Origin of the sequence: Mycolicibacterium arseniciresistens, from assembly GCF_030519285.1 — a bacterium.
Taxonomy (GTDB): Bacteria; Actinomycetota; Actinomycetes; order Mycobacteriales; family Mycobacteriaceae; genus Mycobacterium; species Mycobacterium arseniciresistens.
In genome coordinates, this window is record NZ_JAUMSQ010000089.1 from 1 (window position 1) to 22,126 (window position 22,126).

At 69.6% G+C, this 22,126-nt stretch carries 19 protein-coding genes; 3 read left to right on the forward strand and 16 right to left on the reverse strand.

Annotated elements, in window-relative coordinates; all coding sequences use genetic code 11:
• From Q2100_RS13860 to Q2100_RS13870, 3 genes are all read right to left on the reverse strand, one after another.
• A partial coding sequence (locus Q2100_RS13860; RefSeq protein WP_302914533.1) for a Maf family protein occupies positions 1-273 on the reverse strand: 273 nt, incomplete at its 3' end.
• 92 nt (positions 274-365) lie between these two features.
• Positions 366-644, reverse strand: a complete 279-nt coding sequence (locus tag Q2100_RS13865) for an acyl-CoA carboxylase subunit epsilon (RefSeq protein ID WP_264015988.1) — start codon at positions 642-644, stop codon at positions 366-368.
• A gap of 19 nt (positions 645-663) precedes the next feature.
• Positions 664-2,313 (reverse strand): acyl-CoA carboxylase subunit beta, encoded by a 1,650-nt coding sequence (locus Q2100_RS13870; protein ID WP_264015987.1) that lies wholly within the window; start codon positions 2,311-2,313, stop codon positions 664-666.
• 392 nt (positions 2,314-2,705) lie between these two features.
• Here Q2100_RS13870 and Q2100_RS13875 point away from each other — a divergent pair, with 392 nt between their 5' ends.
• Positions 2,706-4,196: a sugar transferase gene (locus tag Q2100_RS13875; RefSeq protein WP_302914534.1), complete on the forward strand. Its 1,491-nt coding sequence runs from the start codon at positions 2,706-2,708 to the stop codon at positions 4,194-4,196.
• Here the strand turns inward: Q2100_RS13875 and Q2100_RS13880 are convergent.
• The gene (locus tag Q2100_RS13880; RefSeq protein ID WP_302914535.1) at positions 4,190-4,747 is read right to left on the reverse strand and encodes a hypothetical protein; all 558 of its coding nucleotides are present in this window, start codon (positions 4,745-4,747) and stop codon (positions 4,190-4,192) included. The two genes, Q2100_RS13875 and Q2100_RS13880, sit on opposite strands and share 7 nt — an antisense overlap.
• Before the next feature lie 143 nt (positions 4,748-4,890).
• Between Q2100_RS13880 and Q2100_RS13885 the strand changes: the two genes are divergently transcribed.
• Positions 4,891-5,754 carry a polysaccharide lyase family 20 protein gene (locus Q2100_RS13885; RefSeq protein ID WP_276009877.1) on the forward strand — a complete coding sequence of 288 codons (864 nt, stop codon included), beginning with the start codon at positions 4,891-4,893 and terminating at the stop codon, positions 5,752-5,754.
• A gap of 9 nt (positions 5,755-5,763) precedes the next feature.
• On the opposite strand, the gene Q2100_RS13890 is transcribed toward Q2100_RS13885, so the two are convergent.
• The 12 genes from Q2100_RS13890 to Q2100_RS13945 all read right to left on the reverse strand — a co-directional run bounded on the left by Q2100_RS13890 (position 5,764) and on the right by Q2100_RS13945 (position 21,571).
• The gene (locus Q2100_RS13890; protein ID WP_302914536.1) at positions 5,764-6,714 is read right to left on the reverse strand and encodes an NAD-dependent epimerase/dehydratase family protein; all 951 of its coding nucleotides are present in this window, start codon (positions 6,712-6,714) and stop codon (positions 5,764-5,766) included.
• A 2-nt stretch (positions 6,715-6,716) separates the two neighbouring features.
• Entirely contained in the window at positions 6,717-7,898 is a 1,182-nt protein-coding gene (locus Q2100_RS13895; RefSeq protein ID WP_302914537.1) for a glycosyltransferase family 4 protein, read from the reverse strand.
• Complete coding sequence (locus Q2100_RS13900) at positions 7,895-9,400, reverse strand: oligosaccharide flippase family protein (RefSeq protein WP_302914538.1); 1,506 nt, start codon at positions 9,398-9,400, stop codon at positions 7,895-7,897. The genes Q2100_RS13895 and Q2100_RS13900 overlap by 4 nt, the downstream gene beginning before the upstream one ends.
• Positions 9,397-10,434, reverse strand: a complete 1,038-nt coding sequence (locus tag Q2100_RS13905; protein WP_302914539.1) for a glycosyltransferase family A protein — start codon at positions 10,432-10,434, stop codon at positions 9,397-9,399. Before Q2100_RS13905 ends, Q2100_RS13900 begins: the two co-directional genes overlap by 4 nt.
• Positions 10,431-11,801: a nucleotide sugar dehydrogenase gene (locus Q2100_RS13910; RefSeq protein ID WP_302914540.1), complete on the reverse strand. Its 1,371-nt coding sequence runs from the start codon at positions 11,799-11,801 to the stop codon at positions 10,431-10,433. Before Q2100_RS13910 ends, Q2100_RS13905 begins: the two co-directional genes overlap by 4 nt.
• Before the next feature lie 227 nt (positions 11,802-12,028).
• Positions 12,029-13,228 (reverse strand): glycosyltransferase family 4 protein, encoded by a 1,200-nt coding sequence (locus Q2100_RS13915; RefSeq protein WP_302914541.1) that lies wholly within the window; start codon positions 13,226-13,228, stop codon positions 12,029-12,031.
• 10 nt (positions 13,229-13,238) lie between these two features.
• Complete coding sequence (locus Q2100_RS13920; protein WP_302914542.1) at positions 13,239-14,393, reverse strand: glycosyltransferase; 1,155 nt, start codon at positions 14,391-14,393, stop codon at positions 13,239-13,241.
• Complete coding sequence (locus Q2100_RS13925) at positions 14,390-15,442, reverse strand: glycosyltransferase family 4 protein (RefSeq protein ID WP_264015975.1); 1,053 nt, start codon at positions 15,440-15,442, stop codon at positions 14,390-14,392. The genes Q2100_RS13920 and Q2100_RS13925 overlap by 4 nt, the downstream gene beginning before the upstream one ends.
• Positions 15,432-16,784 carry an O-antigen ligase family protein gene (locus tag Q2100_RS13930; RefSeq protein WP_302914543.1) on the reverse strand — a complete coding sequence of 451 codons (1,353 nt, stop codon included), beginning with the start codon at positions 16,782-16,784 and terminating at the stop codon, positions 15,432-15,434. Before Q2100_RS13930 ends, Q2100_RS13925 begins: the two co-directional genes overlap by 11 nt.
• A 97-nt stretch (positions 16,785-16,881) precedes the next feature.
• Complete coding sequence (locus Q2100_RS13935) at positions 16,882-18,255, reverse strand: hypothetical protein (RefSeq protein WP_302914544.1); 1,374 nt, start codon at positions 18,253-18,255, stop codon at positions 16,882-16,884.
• 215 nt (positions 18,256-18,470) lie between these two features.
• A complete protein-coding gene (gene asnB / locus Q2100_RS13940; RefSeq protein WP_302914545.1) occupies positions 18,471-20,327 on the reverse strand; it encodes an asparagine synthase (glutamine-hydrolyzing) in 1,857 nt (618 codons plus the stop codon).
• A gap of 59 nt (positions 20,328-20,386) precedes the next feature.
• Positions 20,387-21,571, reverse strand: coding sequence for a hypothetical protein (locus tag Q2100_RS13945; protein ID WP_302914546.1), 1,185 nt, complete (start codon positions 21,569-21,571; stop codon positions 20,387-20,389).
• Between the two features lie 237 nt (positions 21,572-21,808).
• On the opposite strand from Q2100_RS13945, the gene Q2100_RS13950 reads away from it, so the two are divergent.
• On the forward strand, positions 21,809-22,126 hold a 318-nt coding region (locus tag Q2100_RS13950), incomplete at its 3' end, for a biotin--[acetyl-CoA-carboxylase] ligase (RefSeq protein ID WP_407667624.1).

Sequence of the window (22,126 nt, forward strand, 5' to 3'; positions counted from 1 at the left end):
CTTACCGTGCAGGCGTCCGTCGAGGCCGAGCATCGAATCGCATCCGATGACCACGCAGTCCGCCGCGACGTCCCCGGGAAGCCGGCCCACCACGTCGGCTGCCTTCGCGTCCGCGAGCGCGCACACCACCTCCGCCGGCGCGGCGGCCGGACCCAGCGAGGCGATCACCGCGTCCTCGTCGACGCCCGAGACGATGACGAGCGGGTCGACGCCGGCCTGACGCAGCACACCGAGCCGGCCCACCGAGGCGGAACCCAGGACGACCCGGGTCACTGCCCGATGTTCCTCGCGCAAGCGCTCATCAGCGCCCGATGTTCTTCGCGCAAGCGCTCATCACTGCCCGATGTTCTTCGCGCAAGCGCTCATCAGCGCCTCATGTGGGTCCGTTGCAACAGGGTGACGCGCTGCCAGCTGAACACCGGGTAGCGCAGCTTGTCGACGGGGTGGCCCCACGGGTTCAGCTCCTGGGGGCCCGGCTCGACCGGGGCGCCCGAAGCGCCGGCGAGCACGGTCACCAGTGCCGCGATCTCGGCCTCGCTCGGGGAGCCCTTGACGACATGGAATTCCGGGGCGGCCGGCGCAGGCCGGTCGATCGTCATCTGCCGGGGATCGCTGACCTCAGTGATGTCCGCGTCGTGGTTCATGCCCTCGCCTTCCTGGACGTCACAGCGGGATGTTGCCGTGCTTGCGCGGCGGCGTCTGGGTGATCTTGCGCTCCAGCAGCCGCAGCGCCGTGGCGACGTAACCACGGGTGTGCGACGGCGGGATCACCGCGTCGACGTAACCGCGCTCGGCGGCGATGTACGGGTTCACCAGCGTGTCCTCGTACTCCTGCTGCAGCTGCAGCCGCAGGGCGTCCACGTCCTTGCCCTCTTTCGCGGCCTCTTTGAGCTGCTGGCGGTAGACGAACCCGACCGCGCCGGAGGCGCCCATCACCGCGATCTGGGCCGTCGGCCACGCGACGTTGACGTCGGCGCCCATCTCCTTGGACCCCATCACGCAGTAGGCGCCGCCGTAGGCCTTGCGGGTGATGACGGTGATCTTGGCGACGGTGGCCTCACCGTAGGCGTAGAGCAGCTTGGCGCCGCGGCGGATGATGCCGTTGTACTCCTGGTCGGTTCCCGGCAGGAAGCCCGGCACGTCCACCAGCATGATGATCGGAATGTTGAAGCAGTCGCAGGTGCGGATGAACCGTGCGGCCTTCTCCGATGCGTTGATGTCCAGGCAGCCGGCGAACTGGGTGGGCTGGTTGGCGACGATGCCGACCGGGCGGCCGTCCACCCGGCCGAACCCGACGATGATGTTCGTCGCGTAGCCGGACTGCACCTCGAGGAACTCGTCCTCGTCCAGGATCCGGGTGATCACCTCGTGCATGTCGTACGGCTGGTTCGGCGAATCCGGGATCAGCGTGTCGAGTTCGAGGTCCTCGTCGGTGAGGGTCTCCTCGATGGGGCCCGAGGGGTTGGGCGACGGGTACCGCGGCGGGTCGGCGTAGTTGTTCGGCGGCAGGTACGACAGCAGATCGCGGACATAGTCGAACGCGTCCTGCTCACCGGAGGCGACGTAGTGCGCGAGCCCGGACTTGGCCATGTGGGTGTGCGCCCCGCCGAGCTCCTCCATCGTCACCTCCTCGCCGGTGACGGTCTTGATGACGTCCGGTCCGGTGATGAACATCTGGCTGGTCTGGTCGACCATGATGACGAAGTCGGTCAGCGCGGGGGAGTAGACGTGCCCGCCCGCGGCGGCGCCCATGATCAGCGAGATCTGCGGGATCACCCCGGAGGCCTTGATGTTGTTGTGGAAGATCTTGCTGTACAGGCCGAGCGAGACGACGCCTTCCTGGATGCGCGCCCCGGCGCCGTCGTTGATGCCGATCAGCGGGCGACCGGTCTTGATCGCCAGCTCCTGCACCTTGACGATCTTCTCGCCGTAGACCTCGCCGAGGCTGCCGCCGAACACGGTGGCGTCCTGGCTGAAGACGCACACGTCGCGGCCGTCGACCGTGCCGTAGCCGGTCACCACGCCGTCGCCGACCGGCCGGTTCTGCTGCAGGCCGAAGTTGGTGCTGCGGTGCTTGGCGAGCGCGTCGAGTTCGACGAAGGAGTCCTCGTCCAGCAGGGCGAGAATCCGCTCCCTGGCGGTGAGCTTGCCCTTGGCGTGCACCTTCTCGATGGCTGCCTCCCCGACGGGATGCAACGTCTCCTCGGCGCGTTTCTTCAGATCGGCCAGCTTGCCCGCGGTGGTGTGGATATCCGGCTCGTGCCCGGCTGACCCGTCCGTGGGTGTCTGGGAAGGCTCGGTAACGCTCGTCATGGGTGTCGATGCTATCGGCACGTTCTGCGTCGGCGACGTCCCCACCGCGCTCGTGGTCGGCCGGCAGCGGCCGCCGCGCGCTATGGCGACGATCACTTCGTTTGCTAGATCTGCATCGCTGTGACAAGTTTCGTGGTCACAGCGCTGCCCGGTCCGCCCCGTCCCACGATGTGGATTGCTTGACTCCGCAATCCACCCCCTGCCGCTGATCAGCGCTTTCACGGGCGTCAGTTCGGGTCATCCGGCGGCTGACATGCCGCGGCGCAAATGACGGAGGCGTCGAATCGGAGTGACATAGGTAACATGACGGTGTCGTTGGTTGGCAGGCAAGTCAGCCTGTGTAACTATTAGCCAGTATTGCGAGTGGCGAATAGAAAAGGCGATTCTGGCCGATGAGTTTTCAGACCACGACGTCTGACTCCGTAGCCCCGACCACCACGGCGGCCGCGTGGCCCGGCCTGCGTCAATGGCAGGTGCACTACGCCCGCTGGCTGATGTCGTCGGACGCGGTGATCGTGATCGGTGTCGTCGCGCTGGCCCAGGTGCTGCGGTTCGGCGATCTCACCGCCACCAGCCTGGTGGGCCTCGGTTCCATCGACTACATCCTGGTGTCGGCCTCGATCGCCGCCCTGTGGATCGCGGCGCTGACCGTGCACCGCACCCGGTCGACGCAGATCCTGGGCAGTGGCATCGAGGAGTACCGCCGGGTGTGGATGGCCACGCTGTCGGTCTTCGGCGTCATCGCCGTCGCGTCGATCCTGCTGCGCATCGAGATCGCACGCGGCTACCTCGCCATCGCCTTCCCCCTCGGACTGCTCGCGCTCACGATGAGCCGATGGCTGTCACGCCGATTCGTGGTGCGCCACCGGCGACGTGGGGCCTTCATGCACACCGTCCTCGCGGTGGGCCGGCCGGAATCGGTGCGGGCGCTGGCGAAGTCGCTTGCCCGAGCCCCCGGCGACGGATACCGCCTCGTCGCGGTGTGCGTGCCCGGCCTGATGGCCCGGCAGAGCCTGGACCTCTCGCCGAGTGGCCCGGTGCCCGCCTACCCGTACGACAGCGACATCGCCACGGCGGTCGCCATGTCCGGCGCCGACACCGTCGTGCTGACCTCCGGGCACCTCGACGCCGACGAAATCCGCGATTTGTCCTGGCAACTCGAGAAACTCGACGTCGACCTGGTGGTCTCGCCCGGCATGGCCGATGTGGCGAGTCCGCGCCTCACCGTCCGCCTCGTAGGGGGTCAGCCGCTGCTGCACGTCGACAAGCCGCGCTACGACGGTGCAAAGCGGTTCCAGAAGCGGGCCTTCGACGTCGGTTTCGCGCTGATGGTGCTGCTGCTCACCTCGCCGGTGCTGCTCGCGGCGGCCCTGGCGGTCAAGGCCGGCAGCCGCGGACCGGTGCTGTACCGGTCCGAACGAATCGGCATCGACGGCAAGCCCTTCCAGATGATCAAGTTCCGCAGCATGGTCATCGACGCGGACCGCCGGCTGGCCGACATCGCCCACCTCAACGAGGGCGGCGCGATGCTCTTCAAGATCCGGCGCGACCCGCGCGTCACCTCCGTGGGGCGGTTCCTGCGCCGGTACAGCCTCGACGAGCTACCGCAATTCATCAACGTCCTCACCGGTGAGATGAGCGTCGTCGGCCCCCGGCCCCCGCTGCGCACGGAGGTCGAGGCCTACGACGACCACGTCCGGCGCCGGCTGCTGGTGCGGCCAGGGATCACCGGGCTGTGGCAGGTGAGCGGACGATCGGACCTGTCGTGGGAAGATTCCGTCCGGCTCGACCTGTCCTATGTCGAGAACTGGTCGATGCTCGGCGATCTCGCGATCGCGATGAAGACCGCGAACGCAATCTTCCGGGCCACCGGCGCCTACTGAACGGGCGCCGTCCACGTCGCCTTGGTCGCACTGTTGAGCGTGTACGTGACCGTGGTGAGCATCGCGCGGAAGCCGGCCGGGAACATCAACCAGCCCCGGGCACAGTCCCCCGGCGCGATCGTGGCCGCGGTGGGGAACTGGCCGTCGGGAAAGCCGACCTCGGTCAGGGTGCTGGCGTTGTAGACCACGCCCGCGGCGTCGGCGGCCGACCACTCCGAGGAACCGACGGTCAGCGGGCCGGAAGCGTCCTTCTTGGCGCAGGTTTCGACCCGCACGCTCGCCCAGTGGCCGCCACCCGGCGGCATGATGGTCGGAGCGCTGTTCTGGTTGATCTCGTCCGCCGTCACCTCGAGTGGTGCGCCGGACTTCCCGAGGTCGAGCTTGGTGCCCAGCGGTTGCGGCCGCGACGGGTCCGCGGCGGGTGCCGACGAGGTGACGCTCGACGACGTGGCGACCGGCTCGGAGCGTGGAGGGAGCACGACGCCCTCCTCCTTCACGCAGCCGGTGACGACGAGGGCCAGCACACCGAGTCCGGCGATCGACTGCTTCATGTCGCAATGTTTACCAGAACCGCGGTGTGCGGCACGGACCGCCTGAAAAACAAACAAAATTCACCACCTTCGGGGGTCTGCGCTGCGTTGCTGTCCACCAGGCCGCCGATGGGGCCGGCTGGTAGTCTCGAGGAGTGAATTCCTTGAGGCAGCGGAAGTTTGGCTTGCGCCTCGGCGTCGGCGTCGTCACCGTGGTGGTGGCGGTCGCCGCGTCGGTGCTCGTGTTCGGTGGCCGGGCGCCTGCCGCGTCGACCACCTTCGTCGGCGACTACGAGACGGGGAACTTCGATCAGTGGCCGATCTGTCAGGACCCCGCCGTGGGCAGCGCAACGTGTGCAGGAGCGGCCCTCGGTGACCGCAACATGCGGGTGCAGAGCGACGTCGTGCGGCAGGGCCGGTACGCGGCGCGCTTCGAACTTCGGCCGGGCGATCGGGCGGCCGGACCGTGCTGCGGCCACCGCGCCGAGGTCAGCGGCGACGACGCCAGCTCGGCCGTGGAAGGCGACGAGCGCTGGTACCAGTGGAGCACCATGCCCGATGCCGCGTTCCCGGCCGATCAGGGTTGGACGGTGCTGGGGCAGTGGCATGCCGATCTCGACGGGTCGCCGCCGGTGGCGATCAACGCCGGACCCGTGAACGTCGCCTCGGATCGATGGGGCGTCGTGCTGTCGACCTGGAATGCGCCGGGTGAGCCGGGACCCACCTACACGCCGTGGAGCGCACCGGTGACCCGCGGAGCGTGGACGGACGTGAAGCTGCACATCAAGTGGTCCGCGCGCGACGACGTGGGATTCGTCGAGCTCTGGGTGGACGGGGCGCCGCAGACCTTCACCGCGGAGCCGTGCAACGGCCAGACACGGTGCATGGTGCGGACGCTGATGCCCGGTGGCGGCGGTATCTACTACAAGCAGGGCTACTACCGCGATCCGGCGATCACCGCGCCCGGTGCGGTCTATCATGATGGATTCTCCGCGGCGACAACCGAATCGGGTCTGCAGCCGCTGTAGCGGACGTCGTCACCACCGGGCCCCCGTCACCTCGTCGTACCAGCGAACGACTTCGGCCAGGCCGTCGTCGAGTTCGAACTCCGGTCGATACCCCAGACTCTCCAGCCTGCCGATGTCGACCACGAGCTTCTCCGGATCGCCCGGCCTGTTGACCCCGGTGTAGCGGAACTCGGGACTCAGACCGAGCAGGGCGCACAGCGACTTCGCGAGCGTGTCGATGGTGTACTCACGGCCGGCGCCGACGTTGTACACCTCACCGGTGAGCTCACCGTCGGCGGCGACCACCATGGCCGATCGTGCGGCGTCGAGGACGTAGAGGAAGTCGCGGACCTGGGTGCCGTCGCCGTGGATCGGCAGCTGTGTGCGGTCGTGGTCCAGTTTCGACAGCAGGTCGAACACCACCTGCTTGCGCTGCCGGGGGCCATAGGCGGAGAAGAAGCGCACCGCGGCCATCCGGAGGCCGTACAGCTGGGCGTAGACATTGAGATAGCGCTCCGCCGACAGCTTGCCGACGCCGTAGGGCGAGATGGGCACCGTCGGGTCGGTCTCGGCGATGGGCACCCGAACGGCGTTGCCGTACACCGCTGCCGACGACGCGAACACCAGCCGTCCCGGCCACTTCGCCTCGCGCAGGGTCTCGAGCAGCCGGAAGGTGGCCGCGAAGTTCGTCTCGTAGTCGAACGACGGCGACTCCACCGACGGCGGCACGTATGCATTGGCCGCGAAGTGGAAGATGACGTCGGCCGCCAGGTGTTCCCGCCAGTCCAGCTCGCGGATGTCGGCTTCGTGCAACGTGATCCGATCCGCGACGGCGGCCAGGTTGGCCGCCGAGCCCGAGCACAGCAGATCTACCACCGTCACGTCGGCGCCGGCGTCGACGAGCAGTTCGACGAGGTGCGATCCGATGAAGCCGGCGCCGCCGGTCACCAGGACGGACCGGCCGGTCCAGTCGAAGGTCATGGTCAGGGTCTCCTCGTGTGGGCGGTATCGGGTGAGGGCAGGCCGGCGGCGCTGCGGTAGGCGGTGACCGTGCGCTCCGCGACGGCGTCCGGCGAGAACCGCTCGACGGCCACTTCATGTGCGGCGGAGCCCATGTCGAGACAGCGTGGCTGATCGTCGAGCAACTCGCCCATGCGGTCGGCCAGCTCCAGCTCGTCGCCGGCGGGCACCACGAACCCGGTGACGCCGTCGGCCACCATGCCCGCCACGCCGCCGACCCGGGACGCGATCACCGGCTTACCGGCCGCCATCGCCTGGGCGATGATCGTCGGTGCGGTCTCCTCGCGGGAGAACAGCACGACCGCACGCGCGGCGGCGATCTCGGCACGCAGACGGTCGTTGTCGACCAGCCCGACGATGTTCACGTAGCCGGTGAGGCCGAGCGCGTCCACCCGGTCGCGCACGGCCCGGGCGTACTGCGGGTCGGGCTGGGGGCCGACGATGACCAGTCGTGCCGCCGGCCGGCCCCGGTGGGCTTGGGCGAACGCGTTGACGAGTCCGAGCACGTCCTTGCGCGGGGTCAGCACGCCGGCGAACAGCAGCCGCTGCGTGGTGGCCCGCGACGGCGCCAGCGCGAAGTACTCCGCCGCAGTGGGATTGGCGATCGCGACCTGTCTGCCGTGGATCATGAACGCGAGTTCGCTGCGGTCGTAATCGGAGATCGAGATGACGATCTTCGCCCGCTGCAGCACGCGGGCGACCAGGCGGTCGGTCGTCCACACCCGCAGCCGGTCGCGCCAGCCCGCGCCTGCGCCCATCCGGATCTCGCGGTGTACCAGGCCGTGCACCGTCACCACCGCGGAGTCGCTGCACCGGGTCGCGATGTCGCCGTTGAAGCCGATCTCCTGTCCGTGCACCACATCGGGACGGATCGCGGCGGCCAGTTGCCGGGCGCGACGGACGTCGAGGAACGACCCGGTGAGCCTGCGCAGCCTGCGCTGCCCGCGCATGTGGTGCACCTCCACCTTCGGTCCCTCGCGCCGGTACGCGCTGGGGGCGGTGCTGTTGTGGAGGCTAAGCACCGTGACGCTCTCGACGTCGTCGCGGGCGGCCAGCGCGGGCACCAGTGTGCTCGTGACGGACTCGATCCCGCCGTTGACCACGCCCGGCTCCACCGGGTACGTGCCGACCATCAGGATCCTCATGACGTGACTCCCGCGCCCTTGCGCCGGGCGAGTACGCGGCCGACGGCGCGGAATTTCTCAGGGTCGAGGACGCGCACGGTGACCAGGTAGACGGCGAGGAACGCGGCGACGATGCCGCACACCACCGCAACGACATGCAGGACGCCGTGGCTGTCGCCGTCGAGCAAGGTCAGCCGCAGCGGCGCCGCAGCGGCGAGCGCCAGCACCGCCGCGGCGGTGGCAGGGGCCAGTGCCGCACCGATGTCGCGGAACGACACCCCGACGACCGACCGGACGGAGATGATCGCGACCACGCCGATCACCAGTTGGGTCGAGGAGATCGCGATGCCGACACCGACCAGTCCGTACGGGACGAGCAGCACCACGAGTGACAGTCCGAGCACCAGTTGCAGCACGGCCTGCCAGGTGAGCAGCGATGAGCGCCCTGCGCCCTTGGCCGCCTCGGCGCCGACGGTGGCCAGCGCGATGCCGAGCCCCATCCCGGCGAGCGCCTGGGTGGCCGTCCCCGCGGGCCGCCACTCCTGACCGAGCAGCAGCACCACGACGGGCTCGCCGACGACGAGCATCAGCGCGCACACCGGCAGCGCGGCCAGCCACAGCCAGCTCAACGCGCGCAGGAACGCCGCCCGGAACCGTTCGGCGTCGCCGGCGATCTTCGCGAACGCGGGGAACAGCACGTAGGAAGCGCCCTGCACGATGCCGATGGTGGGAATGGAGCCGATCCGGAACGCATAGCGGAACTGACCGAGGTTGGTGGTGCCGAGCGCGCGACCGATGATCAGCTGCTCCAGCAGCTCACGGAGGCGCTCGGCGAGATTGTCGAACGCCAGCGGCAGTGAGAACCTGCCCATCTCCCGCCACAGCCGGAAGTCGAAGCGCCCACGGAACGGCCGCCAGCGCGCCAGCGACCAGCTGAGCACCACCCACACCACCATCGACACGTAGTGGCCGATCACCATCGACCAGACGCCGAGTCCGCGCAGCGCGAGGACGACGGCCGTCGCGGCGAAGGCGATGGACACCGCGGGGGCGATGATCATCCGCGGGGCGAACCGGAATGCGCGCTGCATCAACGCGTCCGGGACGATCGTGAGGGAGTGCAGCAGCATCACACCGGGCACCGCGGCGGCGACCAGCGCCACCCGGTGGTCGTTGAACACCTCACCGAGCAACGGCGCCGCGGCCAGGCTCGCCAGGGTGAACAGCAGTCCGGTACAGGCGGTGACCACCATGACGGTGTTGGCGGCGTCCTCGATGTCGTGCTCCCGGTGGATCAGTGCCTGCGACAGGGCGCCCTGGGCCACGGTCATGACGAAGCTGACGAGCACGGCGCCCGCGGTGTAGAGGCCGACCAGTTCCGGGCCAAGCAACCGGCCGAGGGCCAGCGTCTGCGCGATCGAGACGAACTGGACGAGGATCACCGCCCCGCCGGCCATCGCGGCGCCGCGTTTGACGGCGCGGCCGATCCCGCCGGCGGGGACGCCGGGCTCGGTGAGTGTCATCGTGGCGCACTGTCCGCCGGACGGCGCCGACGGCGGGCGACGACGTTCTGGACCCGGTTCTTCGCGGGGCGGATCGCCCGCAACGCCTCGGGACTCACCGACAGCGCCGCGACGACGGCGGCGGCGCGGAAGGCGGACGCCGGGGTGGGGCACTGGCGCAGTGCTTCACGCGCCGCGCTGCGGGCGGCCGGGACGTCGTCGTGCAGCAGGGCGACCCGGGATCGCCGCATGCCCTGGCGGTACCGCAGTCTCCGGACGACCCGGCTGCCTGCGATCTCGGACTCACTGCGCGGGTGGTAGCGCGCCACCGCGAGGAAGGTCTGCACATAGCGCTGCTCGAACGCCTCGATGCCCGCGGGGTTGTTCGACTCAGAGTTCGGGTGTACCCGGATCCGGACGAGGCGGTCGGGCAGCATGCGCACGTCGTCGCCCGCGGCGGCCAGCCGCAGCCACAGGTCGAGATCCGGTTCGACGTCGACGACCGCAGGATCGTTGGAGCCGTGGGCATCCCACCGTTCCCGGCGGAACACCCCGACGTACTGCGGAACGCCGTCGTCGAGCATCTCGGCGAGGGAGACGGGCTGCGACGGTGGGGGCACCGAACGCCATCCGATGGTGTCGTACCAGCCGCTCGGCGGCGTGCCGTCGTCGGGATCGTGGAACAGTTCGGCGTCGCAGCCGACCGCGTCGATGCCGGGATCGGCGTCGATGAGCAGCCCGACCCGGGCGCAGAACTCCGGGTGCAGGATGTCGTCGCTGTTGAGCACGGACAGATAGCGGCCGGTGGCGGCCGCCGCGGCGGCGCTCACTCCGCTGCGGATTCCCTCGTTCACCTTGCGGAGCAACGTGATTCGTGGGTCAGACGTGTAAGCGCCGACGATCCGCGCCATCTCGTCGGAGTTCCCGTTGTCGACGACGACGAGCTCCCAGTCGCCGCGGGTCTGGGCGAGCACCGACTCGATGGTCTCGCCGATCAGCTCCTCGGTGCGGTATGCGGTGGTGAGGAAGCTGATGAAGGGACGTGGCGTGGTCACCAACCGATTCCCTCGTAGCCGGCGCCTGCCCGGCGCCGTTCGGCGCCCGGCAGTCGCACCAGATCGATGACCAGCCGCTTGTCGCCGGCCCGGTCCACCGCCGTGACGACCTCCGGGGAGCGCGATCCCGCGATCAGCACCTCACCGTGGTCCAGGACGACGTCGACGTCGTCGGTCAGCAGGTCGCCGATGTGCGGCAACTGCTGGGTGATGTACGCGCGGTTGGCGCCGACGAGCCGGGAGAGCACGACGGTGGGATCGTAGATCTTCACGTCGAAACCCTTGCCGATCAGGCGTTCCGCCAGTTCGACCATCGGACTCTCGCGCAGGTCGTCGGTGCCGGCCTTGAAGGACAGGCCGAAGATGCCGATCCTGCGCCTGCCGTGGGCGATCACCATGTCGACGGCCCGGCGCAGATGGGTCTCGTTGGATGTCAGCAGGTTCGACAGCAAGGGCGTGTCGACGTCGTGGCGGCGGGCGGTATGGGTGAGGGCGCGGACGTCCTTCGGAAGACAGGAGCCGCCGAAGGCGAAGCCGGGACGCAGGTAGGCGGCACTGAGGTTGAGCTTGGTGTCGGCGAGGAACACGTCCATGACCTCGTGGGAGTCCAGATCGAGCGCCGCGCAGATGGCGCCGATCTCGTTGGCGAAGCCCACCTTCAGCGCGTGGAAGGAATTGTCGACGTACTTGGTCATCTCCGCGACCGCCACGGGCACCTGGAAGCGCGGGCCGGGCAGCCCGCGGTAGAGCTCCATCACGATGTCCCCGCTACGCTGATCACTCTGTCCCACCACGGTTTTGGGCGGGTCCATGAAGTCGCGGACGCTGGTTCCCTCGCGGAGGAACTCCGGGTTCAGGCACACGCCGAAGTCGATGCCCGCGCGCTTGCCGGAGGCGGCCTCGAGCCGGGGGATGAGCAGGTTCTCGCAGGTGCCGGGCACCATCGTGCTGCGGAACACGACAACGTGCCAGGTGTCCTTGACGGCCAGGGCCGCGCCGATCTCGTCGGCGACGTTCTCGAGGTGCGCGGTCGAGAGCCGGCCGCCGGCTCCCGACGGCGTTCCCACGCAGATCAGGGAGATCTCCGACTGTGCGACGGCGGTGGCGGCGTCGGTCGTGACGGTGAGCGCGCCGCTGGCGACGACCGAGGCGGTCAGCTCGCCGATCAGCGCCTCGACGATGGGCGCCTGGCCGCCGCGCAGGGCGGCCACCTTGTCGGCGTTGACGTCGACACCGACGACGCGGTGGCCGCGCGCCGCGAGGCACACCGCGCTCACGCAGCCGACGTATCCCAGTCCGAAGACGCTGACCGGGGCCGACGTGTCGGCGTCCGGTTCCTCGTACAGCTTGGTCACGATGTCACTCACCAGAGTTGTCCGAGCTGTGGCGCCGGCACGAGTCGTCGACATATGGCAAATAATAAGGCATGACGAATAGATGTCCACACGTACGTTGTTTGCCCATGTGAATCCCCTTCTATGTAGCAATCAGCAGTAACAAAATGCAGGGCTGGCGAATCTTGCAACGGATGCCGAAAAGATCGTGTCGAGGCAACGGTTCTGCCGGGTGCGCACGACCTGTCGAGCAGTGGAGGTCAGCTGACTCCCCGGTCGAGCAGGCGGTTGTAGAACCGGACGAGCGTCCGGCGGGAGACGGCCCAGGAGAGGTCCTGCTCGACCCGGCGCCGCCCGAACGCGCCCATCCTGGCGCGCCGCTCGGGGTCGCCGAGCAGGTCGTCGGTCGCCTTGGCGAACGCGGCTTCGTCGTTGGCGGGCACGTAGACGGCCGCGTCGCCCGCGGACACCTGGGCCTCACGCAACTCGAACGACACGATCGGCCTGCCCATCGCCATGTACTCCACGACCTTGTTCATCGTGGACACGTCGTTGAGCGGGTTGAGCGGATCGGGCGACAGGCAGACGTCGGCGGTGGACAGGCACCGTTGCACGAACTCGTCGGGGACCCGGCCGGGGAACTCGACCATGTCGTCGATCCCGAGCCGCCGGCTGAGCGCGACCATGTCGTCGTAGGCGTCGCCGGCGCCCATGAACACGCAGTGCACGTCGTCGCGGCCCAGATCGTCACGCAGTATCCGCAGCGCCCGCAGCGCGTAGTCGACGCCGTCCTGCGGGCCCATCACGCCGAGATATGCCAGCAGGTACCGCTTGCCGCGGCGTAGCTCCGGGTCCGGTTCGCGTGGGACGAACCGGCTCAGGTCAGGCGCGCTACGCACCACGGTCACCCGGTCGGGCGCCATCCCGCCGCGCTGGATGGCCACCCGGCGGTAGCTCTCGTTGGTCGAGATGACCGAGTCGGCCGCGGCGAAGGTGAGCCGCTCGAGAAGACGGGTCAGCCAGTACAGCGGACGGCCGCCACCGGGGAACCGCGACTGGAACAGCTCGGGGACGAGGTCGTGGTGGTCGAAGACGAAGCGGGTGCCGCCGGGGCGGAGCATCAGCGCGACGAGGAACAGCAGATCGGGCGGGTTGCATGCGTGCACCACGTCGATCGGCCCGGCCCTGCGGACCCGAAGGGCCAGTCGCGCGGTGTGCCACAGCGCTAGCCCGTATTCACGCAGGTATCCCAGTGGGCCGCCCGTCGCGGGCCGCAACGGGTACCGCAGGATGCGGACACCGTCGATCACCGCCTCCGGTTCCCGGTCGCGGTCGACGCCCGCCGGGCAGATCACCGTCACCCGGAAACCTGCGTCCACCAGCGCCCGGCTCTCCTGCCACACCCGACGGTCGAACGGCACGGAGAGGTTCTCCACCAGGACGACGATGTGCCTGCTCACTTGCGCTGCCTCATCTGCCCACTTCCATCTGCGCGTGTGCGGAGGTCGCACACACCTCTTCGATCGCGTCCTCGGCGGCAGCGACGCTGCGGTCGAGGCTGAACATCGCTTCGACGCGGGCCCGGCCCGCCAGGCCCATCCGACGTGCGGCGGCCGGGTCGGCGAACAGCTGCTCCAGCCGGCCGGCCAGTTGCCCGGGGTCGCCGGGGGGCACGAGATGACCGGTCACTCCGTCGACGAGCATCTCGGCGACGCCGCCCACGTCGGTGCACACGGCCGGCCTGGCGCAGGCCATGGCCTCCAGCAGCGACACCGGGAAGCACTCGACGGTGCGTGAGCTCAGCACGAACACGTCGACGGCCTGCAGTAACCGGTCGATGTCGCGGCGAGCGCCGGTGAAGTGCACGTTGTCAGCGAGACCAAGGGTGGCGCAGAGCGTTTCGAGCCCAGGGCGAGCGGGGCCGTCGCCGATGACGAGGAACTGCGCGCCGGGGCGGGCGTCCACCACCCGCCGGGCGGCGTGCAGGAAGGTGACGTGGTCCTTCTCCGGGCGCAGCGCGGCGACGACGCCGGCGACCGGTGCGCCGGGTGCGATCCCGAGGCCGGTGAGCACCCGCCGGTCGGTGCCGGTGCCGAACTGCGCCGGGTCGACTCCGTTGTGGATGATGCGGACGCGGTCGGCGGGATAGCCGAGGTCGTCGGTGAGGTAGGACCGTTGTGCCTCGGCGACGCCGAAGTAGCGGTCGGTCCACCGGTCGAGGATGCGGTCGGTGAGCCTGCGCGCCCTGCCCCGCGGCTCGGCGTCGCCGATGTTGTGCACCCACAGGACGGCGTGCTTCACCCCGGCGATGCGGGCGGCGATGCGGCCCAGCGCCTCGGCGTTGTATCCGCGCAACACCACCACGTCGGGTCTCATGCGCCGCATCGTTTCGACGAGGCCCCGCAGTGCCTGCAGCGCATGCCGTTTCGGCAGCCGCATCGCGTGTGCCGGGATCCCCGCGTCGGTGAGCGCCGAGAAGAACTCGCCCTCCTCGCCGATGCACAGCACCTCGGGGCGGAACCTGGTGGCGTCCATCCGGGTGACGAGCGTGACCAGATGCCGCTCGGCCCCACCGATGCGAAGGTCCGGCACGATGAACAGCGGCCGGATCACGTTGTCACTCATCGGCACACCTCGCGGTACAGCGTGTCGAGCCGGCGGGCGACCGCCCGCACGTCGAACTGCTCGCCCACCCGGGCGTACGCGGCGGCGCCATAGGTCACCCGCGCAACGGGATCGGTGACGGCCACCCGTAGGGCCTCGGCGATGCCGTGGATGTCGTCGGGGTCGACCAGCAGCCCGCAGCCGCCGCCGATCATGTCCGGGATGCCGCCGACGTCGCCGGCGATCACGCAGAGACCCCGCGACATCGCCTCGAGCACCGCCATCGGCTGGCCCTCGTTGCGCGACGGCAGCACGAACACATGCGCCGCATCGAGCAATTCGCCGGCCTGCTGTTCGTCGAGCCACCCCCGCACCGTCACGGTGTCCTCGACCCCGAGCGCTCGCACCCGCTCCCGCGCGCCGTCCACGTCGCCGTCACCGGCGATGGTGAGCCGGCAGCCGAGGTGGGACACCTGCTGCCACGCGTCGAGCAGCCGCAGCGTGCCCTTCCGGTCGCCGATCCGCCCCAGGAACACGACATGGACCGGTTCGCCGGGGGCGGGGCCGGTGATCCAGCGTTGCGGCAGAACCGCGTTGGGGATCGCCTCGACGCGCGCCGACGGTGCGACGGACCGCAGCCGCTGCAACCAGGTGTCACCGAGTGCGACGACCGCCGCTGAGCGCTGCAGCATCGCCCGGATCAACCGCTGCCGGCGCGGCGGTGATTCGTTGTAGTAGTCGAAGAAGTTGCTGCCGTGGATGTGCAGGATCACCGGCACCCGGGCAAGGCGGCCGATCACCAGAAGGATCCCCTTGCGCAGCAGGCTGGTGTCCGAGGCGGCGTGCAGGTGCACCACCTCGGGTCTGCGGCGTACGAGTGTGTAGCCGAATTGCACCAGCGCCCAGGCGAAGACCGCGATCTTGGTGAACGGTGGGCCCTCCTGGTGAGTGATGACCAGCGTGACATTCCAGTCCTCCCACAGCGGCGTGCGCTGCATGACCCGCATGTAGGTGGCGATTCCCCCTGGAGCGGCGGTGCCGGCCCACACCGCCCGGCGCTCACCCGGCACGGTGCCGCTCCGCCCATCCTGCGGCGATGCCGGCCACCAGGAACACCGCCATCAGCGGGAAGTCGAAGAATCGCAGGTCGACGGTGATGCCGGTGCACACCAGGATCGTGAACGCCGAGATGGCGACCACCGCAAGCGGTTTGCCGCACAGATCGCCGGCGGGCAGCGTGCGGTAGGCATTCCACAGGCGGTGTGCGATCAGAACCAGCACCGCCAGCCACAGGCCGAGTCCGATGACGCCGAGTTCGGCCAGGATCCCCAGTTCGTTCTGATGGGCCGGGATCGCGTAGCCGCGGATCCACGGGGTGTCGGTCGACCACTGCTGGTGGTGGTAGGTGTTGACCGACCAGAATCGGCTGACCCCCCACCCGACGATCGGCTTCTGCTCGGCGGCCCACAGCGCAGTGGCGATGGTGTTCAGCCGGTCATCCACCTCCTGGGTGGAACCGACGCCTCCGGCCGAGCGGTCGGCACTGGTCAGGGTCGCCCAATTCACCACGGCGAGAGCCCCGATGACTCCGAGCACGGCGATGAATCCGCCGCGATACCCCTTGGCGAGAACGGCGCCGATGACGAGCACGAGCAGGCCGCTGAGCCAGGCGGCCCTGGTGTAGGTGAGGTAGAGCGCGCAGCCGCAGCCCAAACCGACCGCCAGCGCCAGCCACCGCGACCAGGTGGGTTCGGACCGCCGGCTGATCAGCAGCGCCGCGATCGCGATGCCGAGTGCGAGCACCATCCCGTTGGCGACCGGCTGGTTCACCACACCGACCGCACGGCCCGCCCATTCGGGTGCTTCGGCGACGTGGCGAGGCCAGATCAGCTCGGAAGGACCGGTGAACTGCAGGACACTCACGACCGCGGAGTACGCCGCGAACGCCATCAGCGCCCACATGGCCGCCCGCACCGCCGATGCCCGCGTGAAGACGACGCGTCCGACGATGTAGGCGACGAACGGGATGACCGTCGGGATCAGGATGAAGTGCGGCACCGAGCGCGCGTCGAGCGTGAACTGGTCACCGGGTCCGTACTTGTGCGGGAGCAGGGCCGAGCAGACGTTCCAGGCCACGAATCCGGCCATCGCCCATTCGACCGCTCCGAACCGGAAGGTGATGTCCGAGCGGCTGATCCACCACGCCGTTGCGGCCACCAGCACGGCCAGCGCCAACAGGAACGGGGCGCCGCCGAACTGCGGCAACAGAGCCGAGCGGAGGAACATCGCCGCCAGCAGGAAGATCGTCGCCACCACCGGGTCGCTCAGCCCCCACACGCCCAGCGTGAACGCCACCACGCCGGCGAACAGGAAGGTCCCGGCCTGTGCGCCGAAGAACAGGCCGGACGCCATGAGAACCGTTCCGCAGATGATCGCCACAGCCGCGGGCCATCGAGACCGGCGCCGGGCAACCCCACGCACCTGAGTCGGTGCTGTCGCCATGGAGGTTCTACGTCCGCGGAGAGCCGGCCGGGACGGCGACCGGACGGCCGGCCACCTCACCGTCGACGACGACCGCACCCAGCAGAGTGACGTGTGACTGGGCCAGCGTCTCGGCCGCGGCGGAGACGTCGCGGGAGCGGGAGTACTGGCCGCTGACCACCAGGATGGTGGCATCGGCGGCGGCGCACACCACCTGTGTCTCGGAGCTCTCGTCGATCGCAGGCGCCGCGACGAACACCGCATCGGCATCGGAGCGCAGTTCGTCGAGCACCGCCGCGACCCGTTCCCTGGTCACCGTGGCGTACCGGTCGGTGATCTCGCTGCCGCTGGGCATGATGCGCAACGTCTCGGCCGCCCCGTCGACGAGCAGGGAACGCACGGTGCGCCGGTCGGCCAGCGCATCGGTGAAACCGGCCTGGCCTGCCAGTCGTGTTGCCTCGTTGGCGTGCACCAGCACAGTCCGGTAACCCTGCTGCGCCGAGAGATTCGCCATCGCACCGGCGAGTTCGGTGGCGCGGCCGGCGCCTGCGACGTCAGTCAGCGCCACGACCTGCGCACGGTTTTGATCGCCGAGGCGGATGATGTTGGCCAGGGTGCGCAGCCGCTCGGCGCGCAACGAGTCCCCGTCGGGGTCGCCGCCGCTGGGCACCTCGACCAGCGCACGGACGCCGGTGCGCTGCTGCAGCTCGGTCGCGGTCGGCCGGCCGAGAACGCGGGAGTACAGCAGGACGATCAGCACACCGAGCAGCAGGCCGCCGACCGCACCGAGGGCGACGTTGAGCACGACGTCGGGAGCCTGCCGGATGACGCCGGCCCGCAGCTGGAGGTCGCGCAGCTGGGCGGTCGAATCCGAGCGGATGTCCCCTATCCGCTCCTGCAGCGGTCCGATGCCGAGGTTCGGCGCGCCGTCCGCGCCGGGCAGAGCGAACAGTTCGTTGAGCTGGCGGGTCAGATCGGCGATCAGCCGTTCGTTCTCCTTCTTGCGAACCGCGTTGATGTCGTCGCGCAGCGCCACCGCCATCGCCTCGGAGGCGTCCTGCGCCTCTTTCGGGTCCGCGGCGATCGCCTCGACGGTGACGATCGGGCTGGCCGCGGCCGTGCGGGCCTCGAACACGATGTCGTCCGGGAGGTTCTTCATGGCGCGCAGCCGGACGTTGTTCGCCGGGTCGTTGAACAGGGTGGCGTAGCCGACGGCGAGCAGTGCGTCCTGATCGGTGGCCCGGTCCGGCGAGGAGACAACCAGCGCCGACTTGGCCAGATAGGTCGGATCGGCGAGCACGGAGGGCAGCGCCGTCGACAGCATGGTGATGACCGTCGCAGCGATGATGACCCATTTGCCACGCCGGATCTCTTCGAGACGGAGTCTGAAGCTGGGGTTCAAGGTCTGTCGCCTTCGCCGGTGGTTGGGAGCGGACAAAACGTTGCTGAAGATACATCCGCAAACGAACTCGGTCGTCACCATACAACGGATCCGGGCGCCGCGTCGAGCCGGTGCATGTGACTTTGTCGACGTCAGGGGCGTCAGCAGGAAAATAAAGGGCGACTATGCACTGCCAGCGCGGTGATCTGAAGGCGAATCCGTGATCTTTCGCGAAATTAACGTGATGTGCTGTTTTCCGGCAGCGTCCGGCGGCTGACCAGCTCGCGGTGCCACACCTCCAGTGACAGCAGCGTCCAGATCCGCATCTGTTCGTCGCGCCGCCCGGAGGTGTGCGACTCGAGCAGCCCGCGGACGGCGCGGGGGTCGAGCGCGGCGGCGACGAAGGACGACCTGTCGGTCAACAGATCGGCGGCCAGGTCGTGGAGACTGCCGCGGAACCACTGATCGAGCGGGACCTTGAAGCCGACCTTCGGCCGGTCGACGATCTCCTTCGGCAGATGGCGCCGGGCGACCTCCTTGACCACCCACTTGCCGACGGAACCACGCACCTTGACGTTGCTCGGCAGGCTGAACGCCAACTCGACGAGCGGAAGTCCGAGGAACGGGGGGCGCATCTCCAGCGACGCCGCCATCGACATCCGGTCACCGCGTTCGAGGAGGTTGTCGGGAAGCCAGGTGTGCAGGTCGGCGTAGAGCATGCGGTGCAGGGCGTCGCCGCCGCCCAGCCGGTAGGCCTGCGGGGCGTCCCGGGTCGGCGGGCCGCCCAGCAGCTCCGTCCGCTCGGCGGCGGTGAACGGTGAGAACCATCCGCGCAGCCGTTCCGGGTAGCCGGCCTCGGACAAGGTGCGCAGTGCGATGCCCAGTCTGGCCTGGCCCGTGGGCAACCGGCGTTCGAGGTGGCGCAACAGGCGCGACGGCAGGACGCCGGCCAGCCGGGTCGCGGCGGCGAAGCGGTGCTTGGGGTAACCGCCGAAGAGTTCGTCGCTGCCTTCGCCGGACAGCACCACCTTGACGTCGCGGCGCGCCAGTTCGGCGAGGCGGAACACCGCGACGTCGGCCGGCTCGGACAGCGGTGCGTCGCGATGCCAGCTCAGTCGGCTCCAGTTCTGCTCGAAATCCTCGGCGCCGATGCGGACCTCGTGGTGGGTGCTGCCGACGATCTGCGCCGTGTGCCGCGCCCACGCAGTCTCGTCGAGCCGCGGATCGTCGAATCCCGCGGCGAAGGTGTGCAACCCGGTGCCGCCCTGCTCCCGCGCGGCCAGCGCCGCGATCAGGCTGCTGTCCAGGCCGCCCGACAGATACGCGCCCACCGGCACATCGGAGACCAGCGATTCGCGCACCGACGCGGTCAGCGCGTCACCGACGAGTCGGACGGCTTCTTCGGGCGGGCACGACGTCAGCTGCGGTGCCGCGGGCAGCGTCCAGTAGGGGTGCTCGCGGACGGTGCCGTCGGCGCCGACCACCAGGTGGTGTCCCTGCCTGAGCTTGCGGACCCCGGCGATGAAGGTGTGCGGCGCCGGAACCGAGCGGTGCGTCAGGTAGCCGTGCAACGCCGCCTCGTCGACCTGCACGGAGGCGATCGCGGGCAGCAGGGCCTTGATCTCCGACGCGAACGCGAAGAACCGGCCGTCGGTGTAGTAGTACAGCGGCAGGATTCCGAGGCGGTCCCGGAACAGATGCAGGTCGGCGGTACGCGAATCGAACAGTGCGTAGGCGAACTGGCCGCGCAGCCGGGTGACGCCGTCGGCGCCGTACCTGTCGTAGAGGGCCAGCAGCACCTCGGTGTCCCCGTCGGTGCGGAACGGGTAGGACAGGCCGGTGCGCAGTTGCCGGTAGTTGAGGATCTCCCCGTTGAACACCAGGTGGTGGTGGCCGCCGGCGCCGCTCATCGGCTGGGGCGACCCTTCGACGTCGATGATCGACAGCCGGGTGTGGGCCAGCCCCAGGGAGCCGTCCACCAGGTATCCGCGGCCGTCAGGTCCCCGGTGCTCCAGGTGCCCGGCCATCGCCTTCAGCAGCTCGAGGTCGACGGGTGCGCCGTCGAACCTGCGGACACCGGCTATGCCACACATCGCAGCCCCCTACCAGAAGCCGTACGGAAAAGCCTGCGCTGCAACGTTTTCGCCCACATCTATGCCACCGCCCGCAGGATCGGCAGGCCGACGACGGCCGCGGTGATCACGGCCTGCAGCACCGCGAGCGCGACGAGCGGCCAGGTGCGCCTTATTCGTCCCGCGGCGAACAGCTGCGCGACGATGACGAGCGCGAGCATGCCGAGCGGCAGCTCGACGTACTTCTGGTACAGCTGTGCCCCCGCGACGGTGACGGTGGCGAGGGCGAGCACCGACACGGACAGCAGCACGGCGAGTGATCGAGGCAGGGCGACGCAGAGCAGCGTGGTCACCGCGCCGCCGGTGAAGGCCAGCGCGACCAGCATCGGGGAGCGGTTCATGATGTCGGGGGCCGCTGCGACCAGTGACCACACCAGTCCACCGCGGCGTGACTGGTCGGGCGCGACGGTGGCGCTGCTGGTGAAGACGACGGCGGGGGCGGCGGCCAGCAGACCGACCGTCACCGCGACGGGCAGGTGGCGCCGCAGCGGCGCCCAGCCGTCGACCACGGCCAGCAGGATCGGCAGGGCGAAGACGGCGGTGACCGCGGCGGCGAAGGCGGGCGCCGTCGGGCTGAGCGCGGCCGCGTTGAACTCCCGACCGGCGGGAGGCGTCAATCCGCCCCACATCCAGATCAGGAGTGCCAGGGTGGCCACGCCGGGGCCGCCCACCCGGACCAGCGCCGCGCCGCGGACGGCGGGGGGCCGGTCAGCCAGCGCGAGGAGGTAGTAGGCGCAGACCGGAGCCAGCAGCCACACGAAGTTCTGTCGGGTCGCGATCGCGGCGGCGATCAGCAATCCCGCGGCCAGCTGCTGTCTGCTCGTGGTGCCGGACAGCGCGACGAGCACGGCCGCGAGCCCGAACAGCACCGCGGCGTCGTCGGTGAGCATCCACAGCGCCGACTGCCAGAAGTACGCGGACAGCAGCAACGGTGCGACGGCGAGGACGCGGTGCGCCGGTTTCGGGAGAGCCCGGACGTGCCACAGCGTCAGCGCAGCCAGCGTCGCGGCGAACAGCGCGCCGACGATCTGGATGCCTGCGTCGCCGACGCCCGCCGGTCCGGCGACGGCGGCCACCAGGAGGTGGTACAGCGGTCCGGTCGCGGTCGGCAGGCCGACCACGTCCAGCGCGGGCGCCGTCGCCAGCAGGTGCCGGACCGCGGGCAGATGGAAGCCCTGCTGGTCGACGCCGCCGGCGGTCGCCACGATCCCGCACAACGCGACTCCCGTCGCACACGCGAGCACGACGATGGCAGCAATGAATGACTCACCTGACCGTGTGTTTGCCAACAGGCGCGGTGACGTCACCGTCACATTGTGCAGCAGGGAGGTTCAGTCGTCACCATCAGGCCATGGCATTGCCATTTGTTACGTTCGTGCAGATTTGGCAATGCACAAAGCGCCGCTACCCTGCGGGCGGCACCGGAGCCCTAGCCTGTACCGGTGAGCACAGACCGGACGCGACCCGCGCTCGACGCCGAATTCCTGCGCAGCGGACTGACCGCGCCGCCGTGGACGAGGTTGGACGTCGTCGAGGAGACGGGCTCCACCAATGCCGACCTGCTGGCCAGGTCCGCGGCGGGGGAGGACATCGCCGGTGCGGTGCTGATCGCCGAGCACCAGAGCGCCGGGCGCGGCAGGCACGGCCGCCGGTGGTCAGCGCCGCCGCGCTCGCAGCTCGCGCTGTCGGTCGGCGTCGATGTCGGTGACGTGGCCCCCGATGCGTGGGGATGGCTCCCGCTGGCCGCCGGGGTCGCGGTC